Origin of the sequence: Chitinophaga pinensis DSM 2588 (assembly GCF_000024005.1) — a bacterium.
Lineage (GTDB): Bacteria > Bacteroidota > Bacteroidia > Chitinophagales > Chitinophagaceae > Chitinophaga > Chitinophaga pinensis.
Map to the genome: position 1 here is coordinate 3,668,680 of NC_013132.1, position 21,932 is coordinate 3,690,611.

The following is a 21,932-nucleotide window of genomic DNA, read 5'->3' on the forward strand; positions in this document are numbered from 1 at the left end:
TTTCATTAACTGCAAATTTATTTAAAAACATGTTATCGAAACTGATACAAGATAAATCTACAGTAACTCTTTTTGAGGCATTCATTGCCGGAAAGTCTGAACAGACCTTAACATTGTTATCTCATTTGATCACGCAATATCAGCAACTGGGAGACATTTACCTGTATCCCACCAAATCTATGCTGGGGATCGGGATAAGAGATAAACGGATAGCCTGGATCACGCAACTGGGTAAAAGCTTTGTACACGTGGTATTCCCTTTTACACAGCCTTACAATGATAATCTTTGTTTTCAGAAGATAGCGCCTGTACCGGGGGATGCACATCAGTTTAATCACCATTTCAGAATGCTGGCACGGGAAGATGTGAATGAGGAAGTCTTAAAGTTTATGCAATTATCGCTGGCACCAGGTTAGAAATTAAGAATTAAAAGTTAAGAATTAATGATCGGAGCGATCTCCGCTGCATTCCAATTCTTAATTCTTAATTTTTAATTCTTAATTTTCCACTGTTTTCCCTTTTTCTTATTTAAAACATATAAACGATGTTACGCCCACTCTTCATATTAATGATAGTCCTGTTCTCTGCGACGGCCCACGCGCAGTCCGTACCGGTAGAAGACGTTTCAAAGAATCTATTGACCTGGACCCGGCATCTCCATTCCAACGTAGATAAATATTTTACTCGTGATAAAGGGGCGGAGCTGGTTCGTAACCTGGAATTGCTCAAAACAGATCTTGCTGCTTATACAAAGACAAGAAAGAATTTGTCTGACAGCATCTTTCGTAAGAATGTGGCGCCTGGTAATCCAGATCCCGGAAATGCAGAAGTGTTGAAAACGCAGATGGGAGAGGTACTCCGGCAGATGCGGAATGTAACGGATCTGACCAATAATGAACTGCGTGCAGAAGGCGACCGTCTGAATGACCAGATCTACAATGTATTAAACAGCGAAGGCGCTGTCTTCCTGTCTTATCTGGAAGCCTTTCTGACGGGCAAGGAAGTGACAAAGAAAGAAATGGCCCTGGACAATGGGGCTGCCTATGGTCGTCTTCAGGAAGCGATTGGTTTGATCGGATCTATCCAGGACCGGATCAAACAAAAGATGTGATAAAACGCCTATATATCCATCTATTTCCCTTTTGCGTAAAACAAATTTCCGATTCGCGTAGCTGCTCCATCCGGATTAGTGCATTTTTGCCCTGCAAAATGTAAATCAGGGATCGATGGGTCATTCGTACATGATATGTAACGATATGACTTGTTTTCCTACTAAACGCTAATCCGATATAAGATGAAAAAAATCACATTGAGCATTGCGCTGATGTTATGCGCTTTCCTGGCCTCCGCACATGCAGTCTGGATTGAAACCGCGCTGAAAGGCACGAAGAATAAGTCGCAGGATGTGCGCGTTTACCTGGGTGAATATGCAGAAAATCAAAGAGACTCCGTTACTCACTGGTTCAGCAATTTAAAGGATGTAAAGCTTTATGTGACAGTGCCTGATGGCAAGCGGGAAGAAATTGCTATCAAAGAAAACGGGAATCATCTTGCAGGTAACTTCATACCGGCGACAGATGGTAACTATACACTGTCTATCAGCCATACGGTAGAAACGATTTACGGTGAAACCAAAATAGAATATTATGCAACGGCTACGGTAATCGTAGGGAAAGAAACGCCTTCACAATTATCAGCAAGTACTGCACTGGCTGTGGTACCGGCTGCTGAAGAGCCTAAAGGTACAGTGGGACTGACTGTATTACGCGATAAACTGCCACTAGCTGCTGCGAAGATCGAAGCGATCTCTCCGGATGGCTGGGTAAAGGAATTCAAAAGCAATGACAAAGGAGAAGCATCTTTTGTACCACTGCAATCAGGTCAGTACCTGTTAGAAGTATCTGCGAATGAAAAGACGCCTGGTACGCACAATGGTAAGCCTTACAAAACAGTAGCGCATATCGTTACGCACTGTATCAACGTTAAAAAATAAACCACCTACGGGGGGAATCATTAAAAAAGGTCCATCATACGGTGGACCTTTTTTAATATCATATTGTATGAGATCAGATCAGGTGATCGCAGTGATCACGGCCTCGTTGTTCTCTGCGGCTTTCGCATAGAAGGTACGCAATTCATTAAAAAAGGCAAGCAGGTAATACACTATACCTTCTTCTTCCCAGATCTCCGGGTAAATATGCAGTTCAAGCATGCGCGCCGGGTCGAATCTGGCTGTCAGTTCTTCTTCGGTGATTGCACAGAGTTCGGCATATGTTTCTTTCACCTGTTCCGGCGTCAGGTACTCTGCGGGGCCATATCCGATGTCCATGTCATCGTCAATGTTTTGTCCACTGAAGAAAACTTTTTGCATGGGGTGATCATTGTGCTGGAGCCCTTTACCGGTAAGCAGAAACAGGATGCCTTCCCAGGATTTATCCAGATTGACCATAGCGGGATCTTCTTCTTCAGCTTCATAAATCCTGTCTTCCAATAAAGAACTGTCTTGTATGTAGGCTTCAAGTTCGGCTGGCGTCGCACGAAGAAGCTCGAGGACCATACTCATAGGATGGAGTTACAATTTAGTGTAGGCTAAAAGTATAACTTTTTGGCAATAGGAGGTAATATCCATCCTTTAATATTATTCCTCCTTCAGACTCTTTACCGGATTCAGTAAAGCCGCTTTTACACTCTGGAACCCAATTGTCAGTATTGCTATCATTATGGCGATACATCCTGCCAGCAGGAATACGCTCCAGGACAGGGATATCTTATAGCTAAATGTATCAAGCCACTGACGCATAGTATACCAGGCCAAGGGAGACGCAATGATAATAGCGGCGAAGACTAGTTTCAGGAAATCGCCGGATAGCAGTCTGACGATACTTACCACAGAAGCACCCAGTACTTTTCTTACTCCTATTTCTTTCGTCCGCTGTTCAGCCGTGAAGGCTGCCAGACCAAACAAACCCAAACAGGCGATAAATATCGAAAGACAGGCGAAGATGGCGATGAGACTACCGGCAATGGTCTCACTTTTGTAGCTGTTCTGAAAGTCACTATCCAGGAATGAATATGTAAACGGATAGTCCGGATTCATCTTCCGGCAAAGTCTTTCAATACCGGCGAGTGCCTGTTTCGTTTGTCCCGGCTGGGTTTTAATCAGAATATGATCGTACACCTGTTTTTCATTCAAACGGATTATAATAGGCCGAATAGGCACATGTAATGAATTGAAATGAAAGTCTTTCAGTACGCCTATAATAATACCCGCCTGTTTGCCAAATGTCAATGGTTGCCCGACAGGATCTTTATACCCCAGTCGTTTCGCGGTGGATTCATTGATCAGATAATTGGTCGAATCGGCGCCGTAGGCGGGCGAAAAGTCCCTTCCCTGAAGCATTTGCAAGTGCATTGTTTTAACGAAATCATATCCTACTGCTGTATTATTGAACTGAATCGCCAGACTGGGATCTTTTCCCTGCCAGTTTACGATGTCCGTAGTATTGCGATTCTGCAAAGGATTGGTCTGCATATGTGAGACAGACTGAATATCCGGTTGCTGTAAGAGTTCCTGTTTAAAGGTCTGGAAGTGCGCCGCGATGTCACCTTCACCACGGAGGATGATTATATTTTCGCGATCAAATCCCAGATTCTTGCGCTGTATATATTTCATCTGCCGATAAACGACGATCGTACCAACGATCATGAGGATAGACAATACAAACTGAAAGACTACCAGTCCACGTCTGAATAATTGTGCGCTTGGGCCTGTTTGCAACGTTCCTTTCAGCACCCGTACAGGTTTGATAGCGGAGAGAAAGAATGCCGGATAGCTACCGGATAGCAGAGACGTAACAATGAGTATTCCTAACAGCGATATGCCAAAAGCGGGATCTCCAAAGGGCAATGACAGCGTCTTGTCTGTCAGCCTGTTGAAGAAGGGTAAACTTAACCATACAGTGGCAATTGCCAGGATGGTGGCAATCACCGTCATCAACAGGGCTTCATGCATAAACTGCCAGATCAGTGAAAGGCGTTGTGCGCCGATCGCTTTTCTGACACCTACTTCTTTTGCGCGTTTGATGGAACGTGCGGTGGTCAGGTTCATAAAATTGATGGTGGCGATCAGCAGCAGAAACGCGGCTACAATAATAAAGAGCCGTACATACCCGATACGACCACCATCGCGCTGTCCATTGCTGAAGTTAGAATAAAGGTACGCGTCCGCTTCCGGTTGCAGGAACAATTCGATGTTGTAAACGGCACTGATATCTTTATTGCGGCCTTTCAGAAAGGTCTTCAGTTTACTTTCCACTTTTTTAGGATCAGTACCTGGTTTCACCTGAATACGGGTGCCTGGTCCTGTATTCTCCCATACAGTGAGCCAGGGTTCTCTTTTCAGGTAAAGTTGCCAGTTCAGCAGATAGTCATATTTATCTGTTGATTGATGTGGCAGATCTTCAAATACAGCCGTTACTTTATAATCCGAACCATCAAAACGGACGTTCTTGCCAAGGGCAGTATAGGGATCATTGAAGAAAGCAGTGGCTACCTTACGGGAAATCGCAATATTATCAGGCATGCTTAGCGCAGATGTGGCAGCCCCGGCGAGTAAGGGTATATTGTAGATGTGGAACCAGTCTGCTCCCGCAAAACACCCTGTTAACCGGGAGGATTTTTCTCCTACACTCAACACATGCTCTTCATTCGTAGAGATACCAGCTGCATAGGCAATTTCAGGTATATGTGATTTGACTTCATCCGCCATGAGACCCGGTGTATCCTCATCCGTTACGATCCTTCCATCGGCTATTTCGTGCTCCATGATGCGGAATAAACGCCCTATATCGGCATATTGTCTGCCGGTGCGTAGTTCATCCTGTACCCATAACAACAGTATCAGACCTGACGCAATACCCAGGGCCAGCCCCATGATATTGATCGCGGAGAAGGCTTTGTTGCGGACAATATTCCGGCAGGCGATTTTAAAGTAGTTGTTTAGCATAGTGGATGAAGTTTCTGAGCTCGCTCAAGACTCATGCCACCTCCCGAAAGGCTTATTTCTCGCATACATTGAGGAATTGGTGATCGTCTGATTGTTCGATAGCGAACGAAAACAGTCCATTTCTGGACAGGATTTTACTTTTTTGATTCAAAGGCTATTCCCATCGGTCAAAATTCAACCTTTTTATTGCAGTTATTTATTCTACAATAAGATTTTTAGACTGAGATACCAGCTTTTTATAAGGTTCACTGATAAAACCGTCAACATAAGAAACACCATCTATGGCGAAGCCACATCCATGTCCTTTATTATGCAGGATCAGCAGTTGACCGTTAGGCAGATATCGTTTGATAAGACGGTTGTAAAACGGACGGCACCAGCGGTCAATATCACCGGCAGAGATCAGCGCAGGGACTGATGAATACAAGGGATCTTTCATTGTTTTAGGCGCCGGATTGACTTTCCAGCAATCGCAGACAGGATGGTCGACATTATTAAAAGCATAACCCGCCAGCCAGGGGAGTACCTCATCTTGTTTTTTGATCAGTACAGGGTTCGAATATTGAATCTGTTCACTGCAATAGACGGAATAGCGCATACCCATCGAAAGGTGCGTATCTGTCGTAAAATAGCCATCCAGGACTTCTTTTATATAGTCCTGATGCCGGCCATTGATAATGTCATTGATCACGGCAGGAACGGCGCTTATCTGTGTGTTATTCATATGACCTAACACAGCATCCAGCAATTCATTTTTTGTATAGGTAATGTCGATACTGTCATGCTGTCCTTTCTCCAGATACCGGATGCTAAACTTCCTTCCGTGTATATCCGTAAAGTATTGGTGAAAACGGTTACGCAGGTCTGTATATTCCGGTTTATTCAGCGAATCAGTCATGGTGTTCGTAAACACCTGTTCCAGTGCTTCATTGATATTGAACATCGCTTCTTCTTCATAACGTGTAAAGCTGGGTAGCGGAGAATTGAGGATCAGGGCGCGTACTGCTTCAGGATGGTTTTTAGCCACCGCCATCATCAATCCACCACTATAGGAGATGCCAACGAGATTGAGAGAGTCTATATGCAGGGCCAGGCGCAGATCGTTGATGTCTTCTACTGTTTCTGTAGTATTATATGCTGACAGATCAATACCTTGTCGTAGCAATTTTTCCCGGCATTGTGTGGCAGCTATCCGTATCAGACTGTCTTTGTTTTTGTTTTCCCGGTAGCTCTGTTTGATGGCTGCGTCTACTTCAAAGCATTCCAGGCAGGGTTGTGCTTTACGGGTACCTCGCTGGTCAATGGCAATGAAACCGCCATAACGCAGGAAGCCGGAATTATAGCTGATGCTATCGATAAAGTCGATGGTACTGTAACCAGGACCTCCTGTCATATACAGGCTCACCATTTTACTGGCATCCTGGTCGGGACGGCGTACGAAGAAGAAAGGTAGTTTCACTTTACGTCCATTGGGTTTACTACGTTTTTCGGGTACCACCAGGTAGCCCGTTTGCAGTATCAGCCGGGGATCGGCCTTTACCAGTTGCGGGTAGGGCGTGATGGAAACAGTATATCGTTGGCCATATGATAATTGCGTGATAGCCAAAAGGATAAATAGCGTATGGAGTGTCTTTTTCATAATACAAAGAACGTAACAAGGGGATTGCTGAGAAAGTAAAAAACGGACAATTTACAGGGTATCGCTCAGTCGTTGACCTGTAAGTTTGATCACATCTTTGGAGAAGTGACTGAGGTCATAATAGCCATAGTCCCATGGGTCGAAAGTCTCTCTGGTCTGGATAAAGGCGGTCAGGGCAGCACGCGTTCGCAGGATGGAAAAGTAGGCCTTGGGTGGGAGACCGATCACTTTAGAGAAATAACGGTTGATGCTTTTGGAGGTCAGGAACAGCCGTTCTGCCACCTGGGAAGTGTTGAGCTGCATGCCGGTAGTATGGTATTCTCCGATAGCGTCGTTGACTATTTTCAGGTAATGGTCTTTCTTTGCGCGTTTGGCTCTTTGCAGGAGGAGATATTCCTGTATGATGAGCACCCGTTCTGTAAAGGTGATGGGTTGTTTCATCTTCATCAGCAAAGAAGGAGGTAATACCTGTCCAAGGGGAATAACCTTGTGATCCAGTTTGGTCTGACTGATACCAAGAACAGCTTCCAGTCCGCCGGGATAGAACTTTACTGTAAAGATCAGGTCTGTCGGCAGGATATGTCTTGTCACCTGACCGTTTCGCAGGATCAGTATATCATCTGTCGCACCGATATGATGAAAAACCTTATCCAGTTGGATCCGGTAGGGAGTGCCCAGGTTGATATAAAAAGTGGGCGTCCAGCTGGCAAACATGCCCGATTGGGAATGTCCTTTGGCAAAGTACTGATCGAAGCCGGAAGGGGAGGATTCTGAGAAGAATTCGACGAAATGAGCCAGGTCTTCAACTGGCTTTCTAAAGTCATAGATCTCCCGGATATTCTGAAATATTTCAATCATCGCTGGCTTGGGTAATACCAGTCTCTAATATAGGCATTTAGCGGCTGATTTCCAGCAATAGAGACAGTGGTTTCCTGCACTAATGACGTGTTTGGCGACTCGTACAGTTATCTGTATCTTTAAACAGATTGTCACAGCAGCAGTGCTGCATCAGCACAATTAGTAGAAGAGTTAGCACAGCGGGAACAATTACAGGGCATTGCCTCCGGCGCCTGTGGTGGCGATATTCTTTTTTGGAGGCATGTCTGGAACTGGGCATTCCGGCTACCCTGTATCTACCGATGACACCTGCCGTATTAAACAGAAATCAGTATCATTTGCCGGCCAGCAATGGGATCAGCGTTTTGACCGTTTGCTGTCTATGTTGCCGGTAGTCATGTAGGAGAAACAAACGACAGAACAACGTAAAACGAATGTATTCCAGCAACTGAACATCCGCATGTTACAGGATGCGTTGGCAAACGGAAGCGAACACATGACCCTTATGCTTTTATGGAATGAAGTCAGGAATGTGGGGAGTGCCGGTCCTGCCCGGGTGATAGAGGAAGCAGCCCGATATAACGTCTGTACCAGGATCATTCATCCGTCCTGAGCAGGATTATTTACTTGTATTTCAATTAATTTGGGGATATCTCTGAGAAAATTTGCGTAGTCAAATAGCTACATGTATATTTGTAGTCACTTGGCTACATAATGCCGGGTCTATCTTATCAACAACAATAATTCAAGCTATGAATACCAAGAAGAAATTGTCATCTGCACAACAGGAAGAGCTACTCAAGACACTGAAGGCGCGTTTTGAGAAGCATACGGCCCGCCATAAAGGTATTGAATGGGCAGCGGTGGCGGCGAAACTGGAAGCCAGTGCAGATAAACTGTGGTCGCTCAATGCAATGGAAGAAACAGGTGGTGAACCGGATGTAGTAGCACAGGATAAGAAGACCGGCGAATATACATTCTTTGATTGTGCGGCTGAAAGTCCGAAGGGCCGTAGAAGTACCTGTTATGATGGGGAAGCGCTGGCATCCAGAAAAGAAAATAAACCCGAAGACAGTGCGATCAATATGGCAGAAGAGATGGGTATAGAAATACTGACGGAAGAGCAGTACCGTGCATTACAGGAACTGGGAAAGTTTGATCTGAAAACCTCCAGCTGGGTAAAAACACCTGCTGAGATCAGAAAATTAGGTGGCGCCATCTTCTGTGACCGCCGTTACGATCATATTTTTACCTATCACAATGGAGCGGAATCTTACTATGCGGCAAGAGGTTTCCGTGGTGCATTGAAGGTGTAAAAAGAATTTGCTGATGGCAAAGAAGATAAGGCGTAGATGCGATGGCGCACTGCCTGCCTATACAGGCAAAGGGTAAGGGCGTTCCTGGGGCAGTAATGCCATCGCTTCCTCTATCTTACGTACCTTCACCAACTGTCCGATATGTTGAGAATAAGCGGTGATATCTTCTATCCCGATGATCCATTCAGAAATATATTGATCAACAGCTGTACCCGATATCCCGATCTGAAGGGCACGTTGATCGGTTGGTTGCAGATAAATATCTCTTTCCGGGTCCCATTGCACCCTTACCGGAGATGCTTTCAGTAACCTGTTCCACTCGTTAGTAGTGCTATGGATCTTATGATCAAATTTCGATAATACTGCATTTTGTAAGGCCCATTCAAATCCGCTACGCTTTATTTTAATCGCCAGGATATACTCCTGGTCTTCTTTGGTCGCCCATCCGGAACGATACATCATCCAGCAGAAAGAGGGTTTGATCCAGGTCATTCTATCTCTTCTAAACGGAGGGGTTGTGAATGTCTGCGCTTCTACCGCTCTTTTTGCAATAAGGCCATTGTATGCCTGATAAACAGTGATCGATTCCTCATCGTACAATGCCCTGATCGTTTTTTCTTTCATCTCTGCAATTTACATTTCTTATAATGAATAAGCCATCCCCAATATACGGAGATGGCTTATCACTAATATTGTTATTGTTACTGGTAATTAAGCCAGTTGTTTGCTTTTACTGAATTTATGGCTTTTATATTCTGCCAGCCGGTTGTCAATGATGCCTTTTACGATCTGATAATTCTCCTCATTGTACACGAACGCACTCAGTTCCTTTCTGGCAGCTTCTCCGAAGTAATTCTCTCTCAGTGTAGCATCCTGAAGAAAATTATAAGCTACGTCTTGGGTATAGAGTATATTAAAGCCACTTAAGTTATGCGTATAGATACGGGCAAAGCTATTTTCTGAGGAAAAGTCATCTTCCAGCACGTAGCCTCTGTCAAGCGCATTGATCATGTCCGTTATGGGAGCTTTTCTTTCCTTGATGGCAGCTGCGATTTTCGCCTTTTCAGTATCGAGTTGCAGCAGGTCCCGCTCGATAGCCCACTGGAGGAACATTAACTTGGCCGTTCTGTAGAATCCTGTTGCTTTTGAGAAGGTAGTGAAGTTTTCACTCATGAATTTATCATAAAACTCAAGGACAGGCATGTCGTATGGCAGACCCAGACTAAAATCGCGGATGCTGTCATCATCGTCATACTGTAATCCCCAGTAAATATTTTTTTCAGTGTCTACGGGCAATTGCCAGCGGTAAAAACTCTCGCTCCCGTCATCATTTATCCATACCCGTGCAATATCGCTGCTTTTCAGGGTTGGTTCTCCCAGTAAGTTTTTTAACGCATCAAATTTGAAGTTGAAATCCAGGTCATGGGGCAAACGGGTTTTTGATTTATTGTTATGCCATCTGACATGGCTCAGTATCGGAATAAAAATACCTTTTTTATCCCCGGCTATTAAGGGGTAATTGTCCACGTAAACCTGTGCACTGAATAAGAGGTCGAAGCCGAGTTTCTTATTTTCCACCCAATAGGTAGTGTCAGTAGAACGGTTAGAGATAGTTGGCTTTTTGGGATATTTGAATCCGTTTTTTTCAATAAATGCTATGATACGGTCATCAGAGATAGGCAGTCCTATAAGACTGGTAAGGGTGTCGAACATTTTGGATTATTTAATTAAAATACGAAAGGTGTTTCGCAAAATAGAAAATATTCTATTGTTGCCAAACACCTTTCACAAAACGTTTTATTTATTTATTCGGCGACTACCGGCTGCTTAGCGGCAGCTTTCATTCTTTCTAATTCTTCCAGGTAAGGTTTCCTGTAGGTTTCCATAAACTGCTTTTTGGAATCCCGGAAGGAGCTGACGCCACCGATGAACTTCAGCGTCCTGATATAATACCATGCAAAATCGATCTGTCCTCTCAGGAAACCTGATCTTGCGCTGGCAGGATAGAGGTGATGATTGTTATGCCATTCGCCGGCAACGATACCAGGCCACCACTGATTAATAGATTTATCTTTGAAGTGATAATCAAAGCCTTCTACGTGTTTGATTTCACCTTTTGCATGTCCTTCGTAGTTAAAGGTCCTTACACCTACCCCCCAGATGAATACGCCGGTTAGGATAGCTGCCGTCAGATAAAGACCACCGATCAGATAGAATGCTGTGATCCAGAAACCCCAGTTAGCGATCGTTCCCAGTATGGTCGTCAGCGGGTGTGCAATAGAGCCCCATTTCTGATATTGCTCATAGCTGTTTGCTTTAACACCGGTATGGCTCATCAGCGCAGCTGCCTTTTTATAATCTTCTTCGCTCAGGTCCTTCGCAATAGGCTGGTGGTTCACATCGGCCAGGAAGCAATAGAGGAAGCCGCCTTCTGCGTTATATGGATCGCCCGGTTTATCGGACAGGGAGTGATGCACATGATGTGATACGACATAGATTTCATCCGGAATCATCTTCATTACCAGGTTGCCTGTCAGGAAGCGCCAGAATTTATTGGTGAACTGATATGCCTGGTGTGTGCCGTAACGGTGATACCAGATCGTACCATGCGTGCCCATAAAGATCATCCCGTACACAAAACCAGCTACCAGATGCCAGATGCTGAAGTCGTTTATTTCCATTGCAATGAAGATGAAAAAGAACGGACACAGACTCAGGATCTTCAGCCAGGCGAAAAATGGCAACCAGTTCTTACGCGAAGCGGTAATGTCCAGTCTGCGGAAAAATTCCGAAAACAGCTGTTTAGGCGTCGGTTTTACAAGTGATCCATCCTCGTGCTTCCATCCGTAACTTGGACGAGCCAATACATTTTCTATAAAGGACATGCTTCTATGTTGTGTTTTAAAGTGAGCACAGGATTTTTACAGGCGAAACCCCCTGAGTAAATAATGTGTGTAGGTTTGAAATAGTTCCTGACATATATACGGTTGACCGTAAAAAGAAGACTAAGGCGAGAGCTAAAGATGAGAAGGATTAGTTACTATAAAATAGCAAAAATAGTTCGCAAGCAAAATACTCAAATCATAGAATCCTGACCCAATATAGGTCTAAATTATTTAATTATGTATTATTTTTTTTATCAACGCATGAGGCCGGGAAATTTCCCCTTACAAAGATAGATCCCGCCGCTGTTTTTCGTCGTTTTCGAAAGGTAATTCGGGTGGCATTGACCATTGCTCAACCCGGTAAAGATAGCTTTGGACTTTTTGCAAAGCAACTTCGGGCTGGCTTAGATAGTCTTCAATCCGGAGCAATCAGTAAGGCCCGGAAATATGGTATTTTCATACCATCACCCAAATCATATCATATGGCAAAACAAACTTCATTGATCACCTTTACCGGTCAACTTGGTAACATGATCGGCTATGAACGCAAAGGGAAATTCCTGTTGCGGGCCAAACCGGCAAGCATCCGGCAGACGGTCGCTACCCGCCAGGCAGCACAACGCTTTGGTCTGGCGAGCAAAAAAGGCGCATTGATCCGTAGTGCTTTCGCAAACGAACTGGATGTTCGGTGTGATACAGGACGGATTAACAGATTAAATAAGGCGCTTATTCAGGCGGGAGGTATTACGCAGCTTCAGGGCTTCCGTTTTAATCAAAGTACAGGGATAGAACGGTTCTTCCTTGAAATGCCGGTGTGTGTCAACAAAGGCACTTTATATATTCCGCCGCAGGTATTGCCGGAGATGGATGGCATAACGGCGTTGGAAGTAAAAGTAATCGGCGCCCGTATCAGTTTTTCGAAGCATACCGTAATAGCGACTGATGCTGTCCGGCTGGTTATTAAAACAGGGGAGGCGTTTGCAGGTGCGGAATTGCCCTTGGATGTGCCGGGAGATGGTGTATTGATAGTGACCTTGCAGGTAAGAGGGCTGTATAATGAATTGCCTTCCGGTAATATGAAGTATATGGCAGCGGATATTATTGCCGTGGAACTGCCTGAGCCGAAAGAGGTCATCAATAACTTAGTATATCCACAACGTCAGATATTGCATCATATGCCGTCGGTGACTGCCATTGCTGCATATGAGGGTTGCCGGCAGGTGTTCGTTCAGCGGGAATAGCGGATATTGGCTGCAGGTATGTATTTGGAGTGGATTTTTCTATTGGATATTGTATGTGAATGATATACCATTTTTGTAAACAGGCTTGCTGTAATAGTCTTCTATTGCCTTAAAGGTAACTTTCTTCTTTATTTACTGTAAATATCTGCCAAGAGAGAAAAGTACATCAACTCCGGCATAAGTCCACCTGTATAGCCGGGGTGTCTCGTGTGTATAGCGGTGTTGACGTATGGATGCATGCTAACCGGCGCCTCTGTATGAGATAACCGGTCAGATGAATACTGCTTAATAAATTCTCTTGCACTTATATTGCTGAAGTAAATAGATCATTATTTCTTTGAATATAGGTAAATGTCTATTTTTTTATTTGTAGATTTCGTTGATTTTCCCGGAAATGAAGGAATAAAGTCATATTACAAACTTTGGGAAATAATCTTCGGGTAAATAACTTTGTAATGACTTTCACGATACTATGGGACAGATACGTGACACTAAAGCTATTAACGAGTATTGCTATTGTGCTAAAGCAACTCCGGGAAGAAAGATCTCTCACTCAGGAAGATGTATACAATGACACTAGTATTCATGTAGGCAGGATAGAAACAGCGAATGTGAATCTAGTATTAGCACCTTGTCCGCATTATGCTTTTATTATAATATCAGTCTGGCTCATTTTTTTTAATGACAGAAAACGTATAGTAATGTATTCTGAAAGTTCCTTTTACTCTTAATAGCGTCTCGCATATCAATCGACCCATGAGTATCTATACACAATACCCCCAACAACCTCCCAACAATCAGGAACAGATTTCCTCCTCACTGGACCTTTTCCTGAAGTGCTCATTTCTCATGATCTTAGTAAGCGTCGTAAACCTTGTCACTTACTACTACACTTTCAATATACCCATTATTGACTACGTCGACATTTCTGAAATAGGCGAGCTGTTCCTGCACCAGCTTCCGAATTACCTGTTATTGCTTATCCCGTTGATTGTATTGCTATCCGGATGGAGCTTTTCATTTAATATACTACTTTCTTTTTGCCTGTTGCTGATACATATTATCACATCTGACACAAATACACAGGCAAAAGGACAATTTCTGGTGATCTGCATGGCAGTATACCTGCCAGTAGCGCTTATTTTCTTCACTTATACAGCTAAGGGAGATCTGGGATTCTTCCAGAAGAATCCCGCCTATAAATGGAAATTACTTGTATTTATGTTTACCTCTTCTATATTATTAACCAGCCTGGATAGCATGTTAAACGCAAGACTCGTAAAGGAGCGTTACTTATATAGCGGAACGGATATGGTTCTTGATGGCAACAAGATTATTTCCGATAGTACATTTTACTATGTAGGCAGAACAAAGAGTTTCATCTTTTGCTATGACCCACAAAAGAACCGTGCGAAAATATATCCGGCGGATAAACTACAGGAAATGGTGATCAATACAGCCGATCCTGAACGCTTCTTTAATATGAGCCCTGAAGAAACTTGCGCATCCATATCAAGGGGTATCAGCCGGCCTGTTCACAATCCTGTCAAACCCTAATCCGCTGCTACCTTCACCTTTACCCGTCGTTTTCCTCACCCCAAACCATACAAACACTTTCCCGTCATTCCACCTCGTCCGCTGATAAGACTGCGCAACTCTTACCCCGGATCTCGGCACTTCTTCCTCATGAATAAAATAAGCCCCTTTCTCCGCCAGCTTATACTGCAACAAGGACGTCCTCGGACGAATCTTATCCGGCCTTGTTTTAGGATCATTATTCAATATCCGCGGCATAGCTGCTCTCTGCAACTGTACCTCCCGGTTACTCCCTTCAACATGTGCGGGCACAAATGGTATCCAGTTTTCCGGTATAGCATTCATCACTTCATATCTTATGCGGGCTTCTTCATCACCATCCTTTACCGGCGGACCAGGAGGCAGCACAACACCACTATCATCGATCAGTTTTTGCAAAAAGGAATGATACTCTACTGCGGCTTCGAATCCTGATTTACTGGTACCACCAGGCAGGGGAATGATTGTTTCTACACCCCATACCATGTTAGCCATTTCATCCCGGATGAAAAGTACTTCTTCCTGGGCTTTGCTTTCCTGTATCTTAGCGACAGTCGGCAATAAAAGCAGGTCATTATCCGTAGGCACAGGTGTTGCACTATCCACTTTCATGGAGAACATATTCCAGCGCAGGAAATCGTTCGTATCTCCTTTACCGGCAGCATCTATCCAGAAATTCTCGCCAAAGGAATTGGTCAGGGTAAGGCCCTTGATACTGGTCAGCGTGCCTACAGGGAGTTTATAAGGAATCAGGTACCAGTCATTCGCATAGATCAACCCGAACTCAATGAGTAGGAGTTTTGCTAATTCGGCTGTATCCGGCTTGACATAACTGAAGTTTGTCCGGGAATCTTCAAATGCCCACCAGCGTGTATTCGGCATACCTTCGAACTGAACGGGGGCTGGTATTAATGATTGTGTGATTTTCACTGGTACCGGGGGCGGCGGCGCATCAGGTGGTAATTCGCCTAATGTAGGCGTATCCTTCGCCACGTCGACATTATACCAGTCCAGGTGTCCATGATAATATTCTTCTGCATGGAGCACTTTTTCTCCGTTACCCGCAGGTGCGGAAATCGCAAACTGGTATTCCAGTTGTTCCGGTTTCCAGGCATCATTGATTGGATCTTCCGGCTGGTATAACAGATTCGAAAACCAGGTACGGAACTCTTTTTCTATGCCATCCAATACAGTATGATCGGCGGGAGGAAAATCAGGCAGATCGTAGTAATGAGGAACGGTATTATCTTTCAGCTCAAGATACAGTTTACCGCCATCAACCATACGCCCGGCGACCGCCGCATATTGCTGCCAGGTCTCCGGATGTGCGCAGATACCGGCATCTGCAGCATTAGTAGGCGCCGGTTTACGGATGCCGTAATGATCGAGGAAGAACTGTTTCATAGGGGCGTCTAACAGCCCTTTATTCTTCAGCAGCAGTAACCAGCGTCTCCCCATAATCAGCCGTAAGTCCAGGGAAAGGTCCTGTTGCAGCGTATTAAAGGGAACAGGGCGTTGTTCGACAGTCGCTTCAAAGGGGATGTTCTTATTAAAGGACTGCACAGTCTGATCATCCGCCTTGTATTTATTCACTTCAATGGCAGAAGTAGAGAGTTTTACCGTAACAGGCGATCCTGCATCATCCCCTTCAAACTCACCCAGCTGCCATTGCCGGGTCAGCATCCACAGGGCGTCTCTTACCTCCGCTTTTAATGCTCGGTCAAAGTTATCGGTAACAGGACGTCCTTCCAGCCGGCTCCAGGAATAGGAGACGGGGAACGCCTTTGCTTTGGTAATCTGTTTCAGTTCGACTTCGGCAGGTATTAACATAAACGAAGGTTAAGCGATGGTGGTATAATGTAATTTGTTATCCAGTACAATGGAGTAGGGGAACAGGCTCTCCACAGCAATGACCGCAGGCAACAGCGTGGCAAACGGTGTATCCTTGAACTGTTCCGGACCTATGGCCCGCAATTTGGCAGATTCCAGCGTATGCGTCAGCGAATCCACCAGGTCGTTCCAGTCCCAGTTACCTGTATGCCGGGACGGTGTTACCAGCAGCAGCGTCTGTGGCGCTTCACAATTCGGACGGTCATAGTGAAAGGTGATGCCTGTTGTCTCTTCCGTAGCGGGAATGATCTCCGTCCATTCATCCGCCAGTGCGCCGCATACTTCATTCGGCGGGGGGGCTAAAGCCGGTGTATATGCCGTATACAATAGTATGTTCTGCGCCTCCAGATCTACATCCGCCTGTGGGAAAGGCATGGCCATCCAGTGATACTTTGCTGTCAGATAAGGCAATTGTACCGGATGCAGGATCATATCTCCCTCCGCCTTACCAAAAGCCTCCCTTATGAGGACGCAATTTTCCAGGTGTTTCATTTTATCATGCACACGCGCCATACCGTGCAACCAATCCTCTACCGGGTTCAGGTAACCGGCGGTAGTAGTCAGATGATTCAGCAGGGCATTGGTATCATTCCAGGAATTGCTGATCTCTGTCTGCTGCGAAGGAGGCAAGGCATAACGGGGGAACAGCTTGAATTGATCACCCAGGATGATCCGCACAGCTGCTTCTACCTGTTTCGCCTGGTCTACCGGACTCAATGTCGGCAGATCTCCCAGTATGGCATTGATCGCCGGGATCTTCTTTGTTTCCAGTTCGGTAAGCAATTCCGCCGCACGGACTTGCAAATCATAAATGAATACAGGTATCTGCCGCAGTTCATTGCTGATGTCCAGTGTCACATTATCAAACGGCTCGGTATGTACATTCCGGATGTCCTGTATGAGTGCAAACACACTATTGTACCGGGTAGCAAGGATGGTCGACAGTTTGTTTAGTTCCAGATCAAACAGGTTCTTTTTACTTTGAACCGCCGGTAGGGTAACACCGGTTGTCGTAGTAGAAGAAATCAGTCTTTCAAGGTGCAGCAATATCGCTTCTGTTGGTACCGGGTTTGCAGTCAGCAAAGTCGTATAATCGGTTGCTTTCTGTGCCCAGCGATCTCCCAGTTCCTTTACCTTATTTTTTAAGGATACATACCATTGTTGTTGCTGCGCATAGATACCGCCGATGCTGGTCTGCGGTAAGCCATAGCTGCCTAATGTCAGCAGGAATGCAGCAAAGCGTTGCAGGGTCGTACCCGCATTTTGCCGGATTGTCTCCGCCTGCGGATCTGTCAGTGTATCGAAGGCTGGAAGGTCCTGGAGTGCTTTGACAATACCACCTGTTCCTTTCGCAGCCGCCAGATCGGCAGCCAGTTTATCCCGTAAGCCCAGCACTCTTTGTGAAGAGAGTTCCGGGGCGGGCAGGTCATTTTTATCCACTTCGTTCGGAAGGGCGACATCACCAGGTGTCAGCGGACTCGATTCAACGATCAGCGCCCGCAGACTCTTCACTAACGGCATCACCTGGAAGACAGATAGCTTACTGGTGTCTGTTGGTTCTTCGATGTAGTTAAAGGTAATTGCACTGTCGATGATGGGGTCAGCAGTGCTGTGTATAAAGAAAAGCAAACGGTCGTCAAGTTCATTCAGTGATTGCGTATCCAGCGCATTCAGCATATACAACAGATCCAGCGGATCCAGTCCGATAGCCTGCAGGGAGATCTCAAGTTGCTTTTCTGTACCATCCGCCCGACTGAAATATGCACATTGACAAACGATCTTATTCAAGGGAGGAAGTATATCAGTCAGCCACTGGTTCACAGAAGGCTCTGACAGTGCACGGGGCGCTCCGCCTGCATTTGTCGCTATATAGGTAAATGGAATGGACACGCGATGGGTCAGCGTCGGACCGCTACGCGGCGTGCGTATCACATCCGGTTCCTGCGGATAGTTGCCTTTACTGTAACTTTCCAATACACCTGCTGCCCGCTCCGTATTGCCCATTACAACGTGATGTACACTTTCTGCGATACCCAGATCTGCAATCGCATCCGCGATATCCATGATCTGTAAAACAGTCTCGGTGATCGCGTTTTTGATCACGGTTTCGCCGTCAGGCAGGGCTAAGTTGAATGGATACTGCCGGTTGACACCTGTCTGTTGTTGTACATGTTTAACCAGATTACTGCCATGAACCACATTACGTGCTTCGATGGCAGTAATCGGAACGGTATCAGGATCCACGGAGGGATCGTTGGTATTGGCTACCCTTGTGTCCTTTAACTGGTCCGCATTCAGCGGAAATATTTTACGGATCGCATAAATAAAACTATCGATCTTTTTAGCGGTCAGGTCGCTGCGGTTATGCAATGTTCTTTCAAAATGGTAGCCTAGTAACGCGGGTAGCGGTTGACCGCCCTGTATGCCCTCAATCACGGACAAGGCCAGTCGTATTCTTTCGGAAGACAAATTAACCGCGAGCACATTATTGGCATCCGGCTTACCATGCGAAATATACCCATTGCGTAATACCGCCGCTGTAACGCCCTGGTTCAGCGAAGGAGTATGAATATATCCTTCATTGGCGGCATCTGTTACAAAAACCTTATCGCCATTTTTGTTGAAGTCGTCTTTCAGTTCTTCCGGAATCTGCTTAGGTGTCAGCACCTTGTTCTTCTCCGGTTTTACATTTTCCAGCCAGCCAAATGCACCCAGGAAAATACCTGTGCTGCGATTATCATAATGCGCCCCTGGTTGGTTATTACGCATGTCTGACAGCCCCAGTGTCAACAAACCACTCTTCCAGGCATCCAGCCGGTAATGACAGTTGTCCAGGTGTTCGACAAACGCCCGTTCGAGTCTTGCCGTAGAAGCATCACTCAGGTTTTCCAGCGCCTTCAGCTGTGAAGCCAGATAGCGGGAATGGAAGGGAATTTCTTCCAGGAAGATCGAATCCCGGATGTATTCGGATACTGTCTTGTTGGACGATATCTGTGGTACGGTATCATACAACAATGCATAACGGCTTTCCACTACCGTGTCTTTCCATTGCTGATGCATAAACGGTTGCTCCGTGCGCATCGCAAGAAGCTGTTGTGCATTGAAAACCTTCTTTTCTTCCGCCGCATCTACGGCGCTTTTATGATAGGCGAGTTCAAGTGCATACTTTAACAACCGGTATAACTCAGCCGCTGGTCTTTCCGATAGCCCCTCGCCTGTACGTATTGCATTCAGTGATTTACTGGCCTGTGCGACCAGTGCTGCAATGTAATTCTTATGGTCAGCGGTATATTCACGGATACCTTTTTCTTCGGATAAAGGCTGATCGTCTATCAGTTGCAGAATAGGCGCTTCCCATGGCAAGCCTAACAAGGCGGCTATCTGCGGAAGTATCTCCGTTGGATATTTGAGTGATTGTAATAAATTGACGGCATCACTGACGATATTACTGTTGAACTGGAAGGCCGGATTAATTATACTCACCTTATTCTTCATTTCAATAAGGCTCTCCATATACCGGCGATGAAACTCCACCGAATTAGGATGCAGCCCGATAATATCAAGCAGATCCTGGTAAGGTTGAGAAGACGTTTTTGCCACAAAAGGTACCTGGTTCAGCATATCATCCCGCCAGCGTTCATGTAGTTGTAATAAGAGCTGATAAAGCCCTCTCAGAAAGGCAGGAAAGCTTTGATTGATCACAGCGATCCCTGGCACCGGTGTTTGCGGATTAAGCCACTCCAGGCGCTGAAAAGGCGCTACAGGCAATATGCCATAAGGCTGGTTGCCGATACGGATAGCAGGCACGGCGCCTCTTCCGCTGACATAGCTATTAAAGAATGTACGCGTATTTAGTTGTGTCTCTCCGCTAAATCCTCCCTGCATCAGTGCATCCAGTACATAACCCATTGTACCGGGCCACAGGGCGATGTTCATATTACGGGCATCTGCCTGGTCTTTCCGGTCACTGTACAGTACCTTTTTAAAGGTCGCATAGTCCAGTCCCAGCCACTCTGCCATCCACTGTCCATCGCGTTTCAGGTTGGCATCAGGGGTTTCTGTAAAACCAGCCTTTCCTTTAAAATACAGGTCGAAAGTCTTATCAGGATCTTCTGTGCCGGTATAACCGGAATTGCTGCTGCCCGTATTGTTGGTCGGCGTACCCTGTGGTAAGAGCGTAAATCCTTTTTTACTGAAGTAATGATGATCGAATAATGTTTCCAGTTGTTGCTTACCGGTTACCGCATCACTGCCCAGTCGCACGCCTAGTACAATCAGCCGTTGAAAGCCATTCACTTCATCGGGCGCAAGATTAATACGAAAGCCCATACCGATACTGATCGCCTTATCAAAATCAGCGATCCATTTGATCTCTTCGGCAAATTCCATGTCATACGCCTCATTCTGTTCAAACTGCTTTTCCGCATCTTCAGAAGGGTCTGGGCTGGTAGCCAGTGTAGCCGGAATGGTCCTGCCAAATACCGGCTCCATAGCCGCATTGTTTTTATAACGGATCAATGCCAGTCTTTCAGGCAACAGATTCACCCGTGAAGCCTGTGACCAGCCATGTGCCTTACCGGCTTTGTCTGCAAGGTCCGGAAAGACGGCTACTGCTATCTTCACGTCTGCATCTTCTCTCTTCTTTATGTTGATGGGTAACCTGTCATCGAAGTTAACAGGCCGGTAGGTAGTGAAAACGGCATCCGCATTCAGCGTCGGATTAGCCGTATTGAACTGATCTTTAATTTGTACAGACAATGCCTCATTACCATAGGCATACCATAATTTAGTGAACAGATCGAAAATCGCTGCCTGTGCACCGGCATCCCAGTTGTCAGTCGCAATCGCAAGGATAACGGCATCCTCTATGCGTAAAGGAAATACGCTGGTCGTCTCATCTGGTTTCAGTTGCCGGGTGATCCAGGCGGCCCTGCCGTCACCTGCTGCACCTACCAGTAAGGCCCATGCAGCTTTCTGTAAATTAACAACCGCAGGATCCGGATTGTCAGGATCGGCAGACGTACCGGCACTATAATACTCCGCCCAGAAACGTGCGGCATTGTTCACTTCCTTTTCAGACAGTAAGGGCTCAAAACCATCTACCAGGCATTCATCCGGATAAACACGTACCCATAACTGCGGAACATTATCGACAGTCTTGAACCGGGTTTCCAAACGCAAGGGAAATAAAAGGAAGGGGATCTGGTTGGAGAAGTGTGCACTCAGCTCCCTGCGGGGATCTGTGAAGAATTCAAAAGCATTCTCCAGCTGAACGAGTTGTCCGCTGATACCTTTGAACCTTTCCTGCTGTCTGCTATAGTTGTTATTCGCTGCAGATAGCTGCTTTTCCAGTGCTGCACGACGCTTTAAATACGTAGGGTTATTATCTCCTTTCTGTCTTTCCAGTGCATCGAGCTCCTGTTGCAGGCGACGTAATTGATAGGCTGCACTGTTCAGGTCCTGCCGCGCATTGTCGCGATCGTTGCGACCTTTGCTTAATTCGTTCCTGGTTTGTTCAAAATCGGCCATGAGCTGTTTAATTAG

At 45.7% G+C, this 21,932-nt stretch carries 16 protein-coding genes; 7 read left to right on the plus strand and 9 right to left on the minus strand.

The window, feature by feature from the left end; all coding sequences use genetic code 11:
• Positions 1-29: 29 nt before the first annotated feature.
• From CPIN_RS14835 to CPIN_RS14845, 3 genes are all read left to right on the plus strand, one after another.
• Entirely contained in the window at positions 30-416 is a 387-nt protein-coding gene (locus CPIN_RS14835; RefSeq protein WP_012790627.1) for a hypothetical protein, read from the plus strand.
• A gap of 128 nt (positions 417-544) precedes the next feature.
• Positions 545-1,111 carry a hypothetical protein gene (locus CPIN_RS14840; protein ID WP_012790628.1) on the plus strand — a complete coding sequence of 189 codons (567 nt, stop codon included), beginning with the start codon at positions 545-547 and terminating at the stop codon, positions 1,109-1,111.
• Between the two features lie 183 nt (positions 1,112-1,294).
• Positions 1,295-1,993 carry a hypothetical protein gene (locus CPIN_RS14845; RefSeq protein WP_012790629.1) on the plus strand — a complete coding sequence of 233 codons (699 nt, stop codon included), beginning with the start codon at positions 1,295-1,297 and terminating at the stop codon, positions 1,991-1,993.
• Between the two features lie 78 nt (positions 1,994-2,071).
• Here the strand turns inward: CPIN_RS14845 and CPIN_RS14850 are convergent, their stop codons facing one another.
• The 4 genes from CPIN_RS14850 to CPIN_RS14865 all read right to left on the minus strand — a co-directional run bounded on the left by CPIN_RS14850 (position 2,072) and on the right by CPIN_RS14865 (position 7,502).
• Positions 2,072-2,563 (minus strand): YfbM family protein, encoded by a 492-nt coding sequence (locus tag CPIN_RS14850; RefSeq protein WP_012790630.1) that lies wholly within the window; start codon positions 2,561-2,563, stop codon positions 2,072-2,074.
• Between the two features lie 75 nt (positions 2,564-2,638).
• A complete protein-coding gene (locus CPIN_RS14855; RefSeq protein ID WP_012790631.1) occupies positions 2,639-5,005 on the minus strand; it encodes an ABC transporter permease in 2,367 nt (788 codons plus the stop codon).
• A 196-nt stretch (positions 5,006-5,201) separates the two neighbouring features.
• Positions 5,202-6,644 (minus strand): alpha/beta fold hydrolase, encoded by a 1,443-nt coding sequence (locus CPIN_RS14860; protein ID WP_012790632.1) that lies wholly within the window; start codon positions 6,642-6,644, stop codon positions 5,202-5,204.
• 51 nt (positions 6,645-6,695) lie between these two features.
• Positions 6,696-7,502: a helix-turn-helix domain-containing protein gene (locus CPIN_RS14865; protein ID WP_012790633.1), complete on the minus strand. Its 807-nt coding sequence runs from the start codon at positions 7,500-7,502 to the stop codon at positions 6,696-6,698.
• A 241-nt stretch (positions 7,503-7,743) separates the two neighbouring features.
• Between CPIN_RS14865 and CPIN_RS38980 the strand changes: the two genes are divergently transcribed.
• Both CPIN_RS38980 and CPIN_RS14870 read left to right on the plus strand, forming a co-directional pair.
• Complete coding sequence (locus CPIN_RS38980) at positions 7,744-7,884, plus strand: hypothetical protein (protein ID WP_187294769.1); 141 nt, start codon at positions 7,744-7,746, stop codon at positions 7,882-7,884.
• Between the two features lie 349 nt (positions 7,885-8,233).
• Positions 8,234-8,797, plus strand: coding sequence for a DUF4256 domain-containing protein (locus CPIN_RS14870; protein ID WP_012790634.1), 564 nt, complete (start codon positions 8,234-8,236; stop codon positions 8,795-8,797).
• A 57-nt stretch (positions 8,798-8,854) separates the two neighbouring features.
• Here the strand turns inward: CPIN_RS14870 and CPIN_RS14875 are convergent, their stop codons facing one another.
• The 3 genes from CPIN_RS14875 to CPIN_RS14885 all read right to left on the minus strand — a co-directional run bounded on the left by CPIN_RS14875 (position 8,855) and on the right by CPIN_RS14885 (position 11,682).
• Complete coding sequence (locus tag CPIN_RS14875) at positions 8,855-9,421, minus strand: DUF4291 domain-containing protein (protein ID WP_012790635.1); 567 nt, start codon at positions 9,419-9,421, stop codon at positions 8,855-8,857.
• Between the two features lie 87 nt (positions 9,422-9,508).
• A complete protein-coding gene (locus CPIN_RS14880; protein WP_012790636.1) occupies positions 9,509-10,510 on the minus strand; it encodes a hypothetical protein in 1,002 nt (333 codons plus the stop codon).
• A gap of 92 nt (positions 10,511-10,602) precedes the next feature.
• Complete coding sequence (locus CPIN_RS14885; protein WP_012790637.1) at positions 10,603-11,682, minus strand: fatty acid desaturase; 1,080 nt, start codon at positions 11,680-11,682, stop codon at positions 10,603-10,605.
• A gap of 482 nt (positions 11,683-12,164) precedes the next feature.
• On the opposite strand from CPIN_RS14885, the gene CPIN_RS14890 reads away from it, so the two are divergent.
• Both CPIN_RS14890 and CPIN_RS14900 read left to right on the plus strand, forming a co-directional pair.
• Positions 12,165-12,923: a hypothetical protein gene (locus CPIN_RS14890; RefSeq protein WP_012790638.1), complete on the plus strand. Its 759-nt coding sequence runs from the start codon at positions 12,165-12,167 to the stop codon at positions 12,921-12,923.
• Positions 12,924-13,679: 756 nt separating this feature from the next.
• Entirely contained in the window at positions 13,680-14,480 is an 801-nt protein-coding gene (locus CPIN_RS14900; protein WP_012790640.1) for a hypothetical protein, read from the plus strand.
• Here CPIN_RS14900 and CPIN_RS14905 read toward each other — a convergent pair.
• Positions 14,436-16,328, minus strand: a complete 1,893-nt coding sequence (locus tag CPIN_RS14905) for a hypothetical protein (RefSeq protein ID WP_012790641.1) — start codon at positions 16,326-16,328, stop codon at positions 14,436-14,438. The two genes, CPIN_RS14900 and CPIN_RS14905, sit on opposite strands and share 45 nt — an antisense overlap.
• Before the next feature lie 9 nt (positions 16,329-16,337).
• Entirely contained in the window at positions 16,338-21,917 is a 5,580-nt protein-coding gene (locus CPIN_RS14910) for a hypothetical protein (protein ID WP_012790642.1), read from the minus strand.
• Between the last annotated feature and the right edge of the window lie 15 nt (positions 21,918-21,932).

What these genes read in the sequence shown, in the direction of transcription:
- CPIN_RS14835 (WP_012790627.1), top strand. Translation starts at nt 30, where the DNA reads ATGTTATCGAAACTGATACAAGATAAATCTACAGTAACTCTTTTTGAG.
- CPIN_RS14840 (WP_012790628.1), top strand. Translation starts at nt 545, where the DNA reads ATGTTACGCCCACTCTTCATATTAATGATAGTCCTGTTCTCTGCGACG.
- CPIN_RS14845 (WP_012790629.1), top strand. Translation starts at nt 1,295, where the DNA reads ATGAAAAAAATCACATTGAGCATTGCGCTGATGTTATGCGCTTTCCTG.
- CPIN_RS14850 (WP_012790630.1), bottom strand. Translation starts at nt 2,563, where the DNA reads ATGAGTATGGTCCTCGAGCTTCTTCGTGCGACGCCAGCCGAACTTGAA.
- CPIN_RS14855 (WP_012790631.1), bottom strand. Translation starts at nt 5,005, where the DNA reads ATGCTAAACAACTACTTTAAAATCGCCTGCCGGAATATTGTCCGCAAC.
- CPIN_RS14860 (WP_012790632.1), bottom strand. Translation starts at nt 6,644, where the DNA reads ATGAAAAAGACACTCCATACGCTATTTATCCTTTTGGCTATCACGCAA.
- CPIN_RS14865 (WP_012790633.1), bottom strand. Translation starts at nt 7,502, where the DNA reads ATGATTGAAATATTTCAGAATATCCGGGAGATCTATGACTTTAGAAAG.
- CPIN_RS38980 (WP_187294769.1), top strand. Translation starts at nt 7,744, where the DNA reads ATGTCTGGAACTGGGCATTCCGGCTACCCTGTATCTACCGATGACACC.
- CPIN_RS14870 (WP_012790634.1), top strand. Translation starts at nt 8,234, where the DNA reads ATGAATACCAAGAAGAAATTGTCATCTGCACAACAGGAAGAGCTACTC.
- CPIN_RS14875 (WP_012790635.1), bottom strand. Translation starts at nt 9,421, where the DNA reads ATGAAAGAAAAAACGATCAGGGCATTGTACGATGAGGAATCGATCACT.
- CPIN_RS14880 (WP_012790636.1), bottom strand. Translation starts at nt 10,510, where the DNA reads ATGTTCGACACCCTTACCAGTCTTATAGGACTGCCTATCTCTGATGAC.
- CPIN_RS14885 (WP_012790637.1), bottom strand. Translation starts at nt 11,682, where the DNA reads ATGTCCTTTATAGAAAATGTATTGGCTCGTCCAAGTTACGGATGGAAG.
- CPIN_RS14890 (WP_012790638.1), top strand. Translation starts at nt 12,165, where the DNA reads ATGGCAAAACAAACTTCATTGATCACCTTTACCGGTCAACTTGGTAAC.
- CPIN_RS14900 (WP_012790640.1), top strand. Translation starts at nt 13,680, where the DNA reads ATGAGTATCTATACACAATACCCCCAACAACCTCCCAACAATCAGGAA.
- CPIN_RS14905 (WP_012790641.1), bottom strand. Translation starts at nt 16,328, where the DNA reads ATGTTAATACCTGCCGAAGTCGAACTGAAACAGATTACCAAAGCAAAG.
- CPIN_RS14910 (WP_012790642.1), bottom strand. Translation starts at nt 21,917, where the DNA reads ATGGCCGATTTTGAACAAACCAGGAACGAATTAAGCAAAGGTCGCAAC.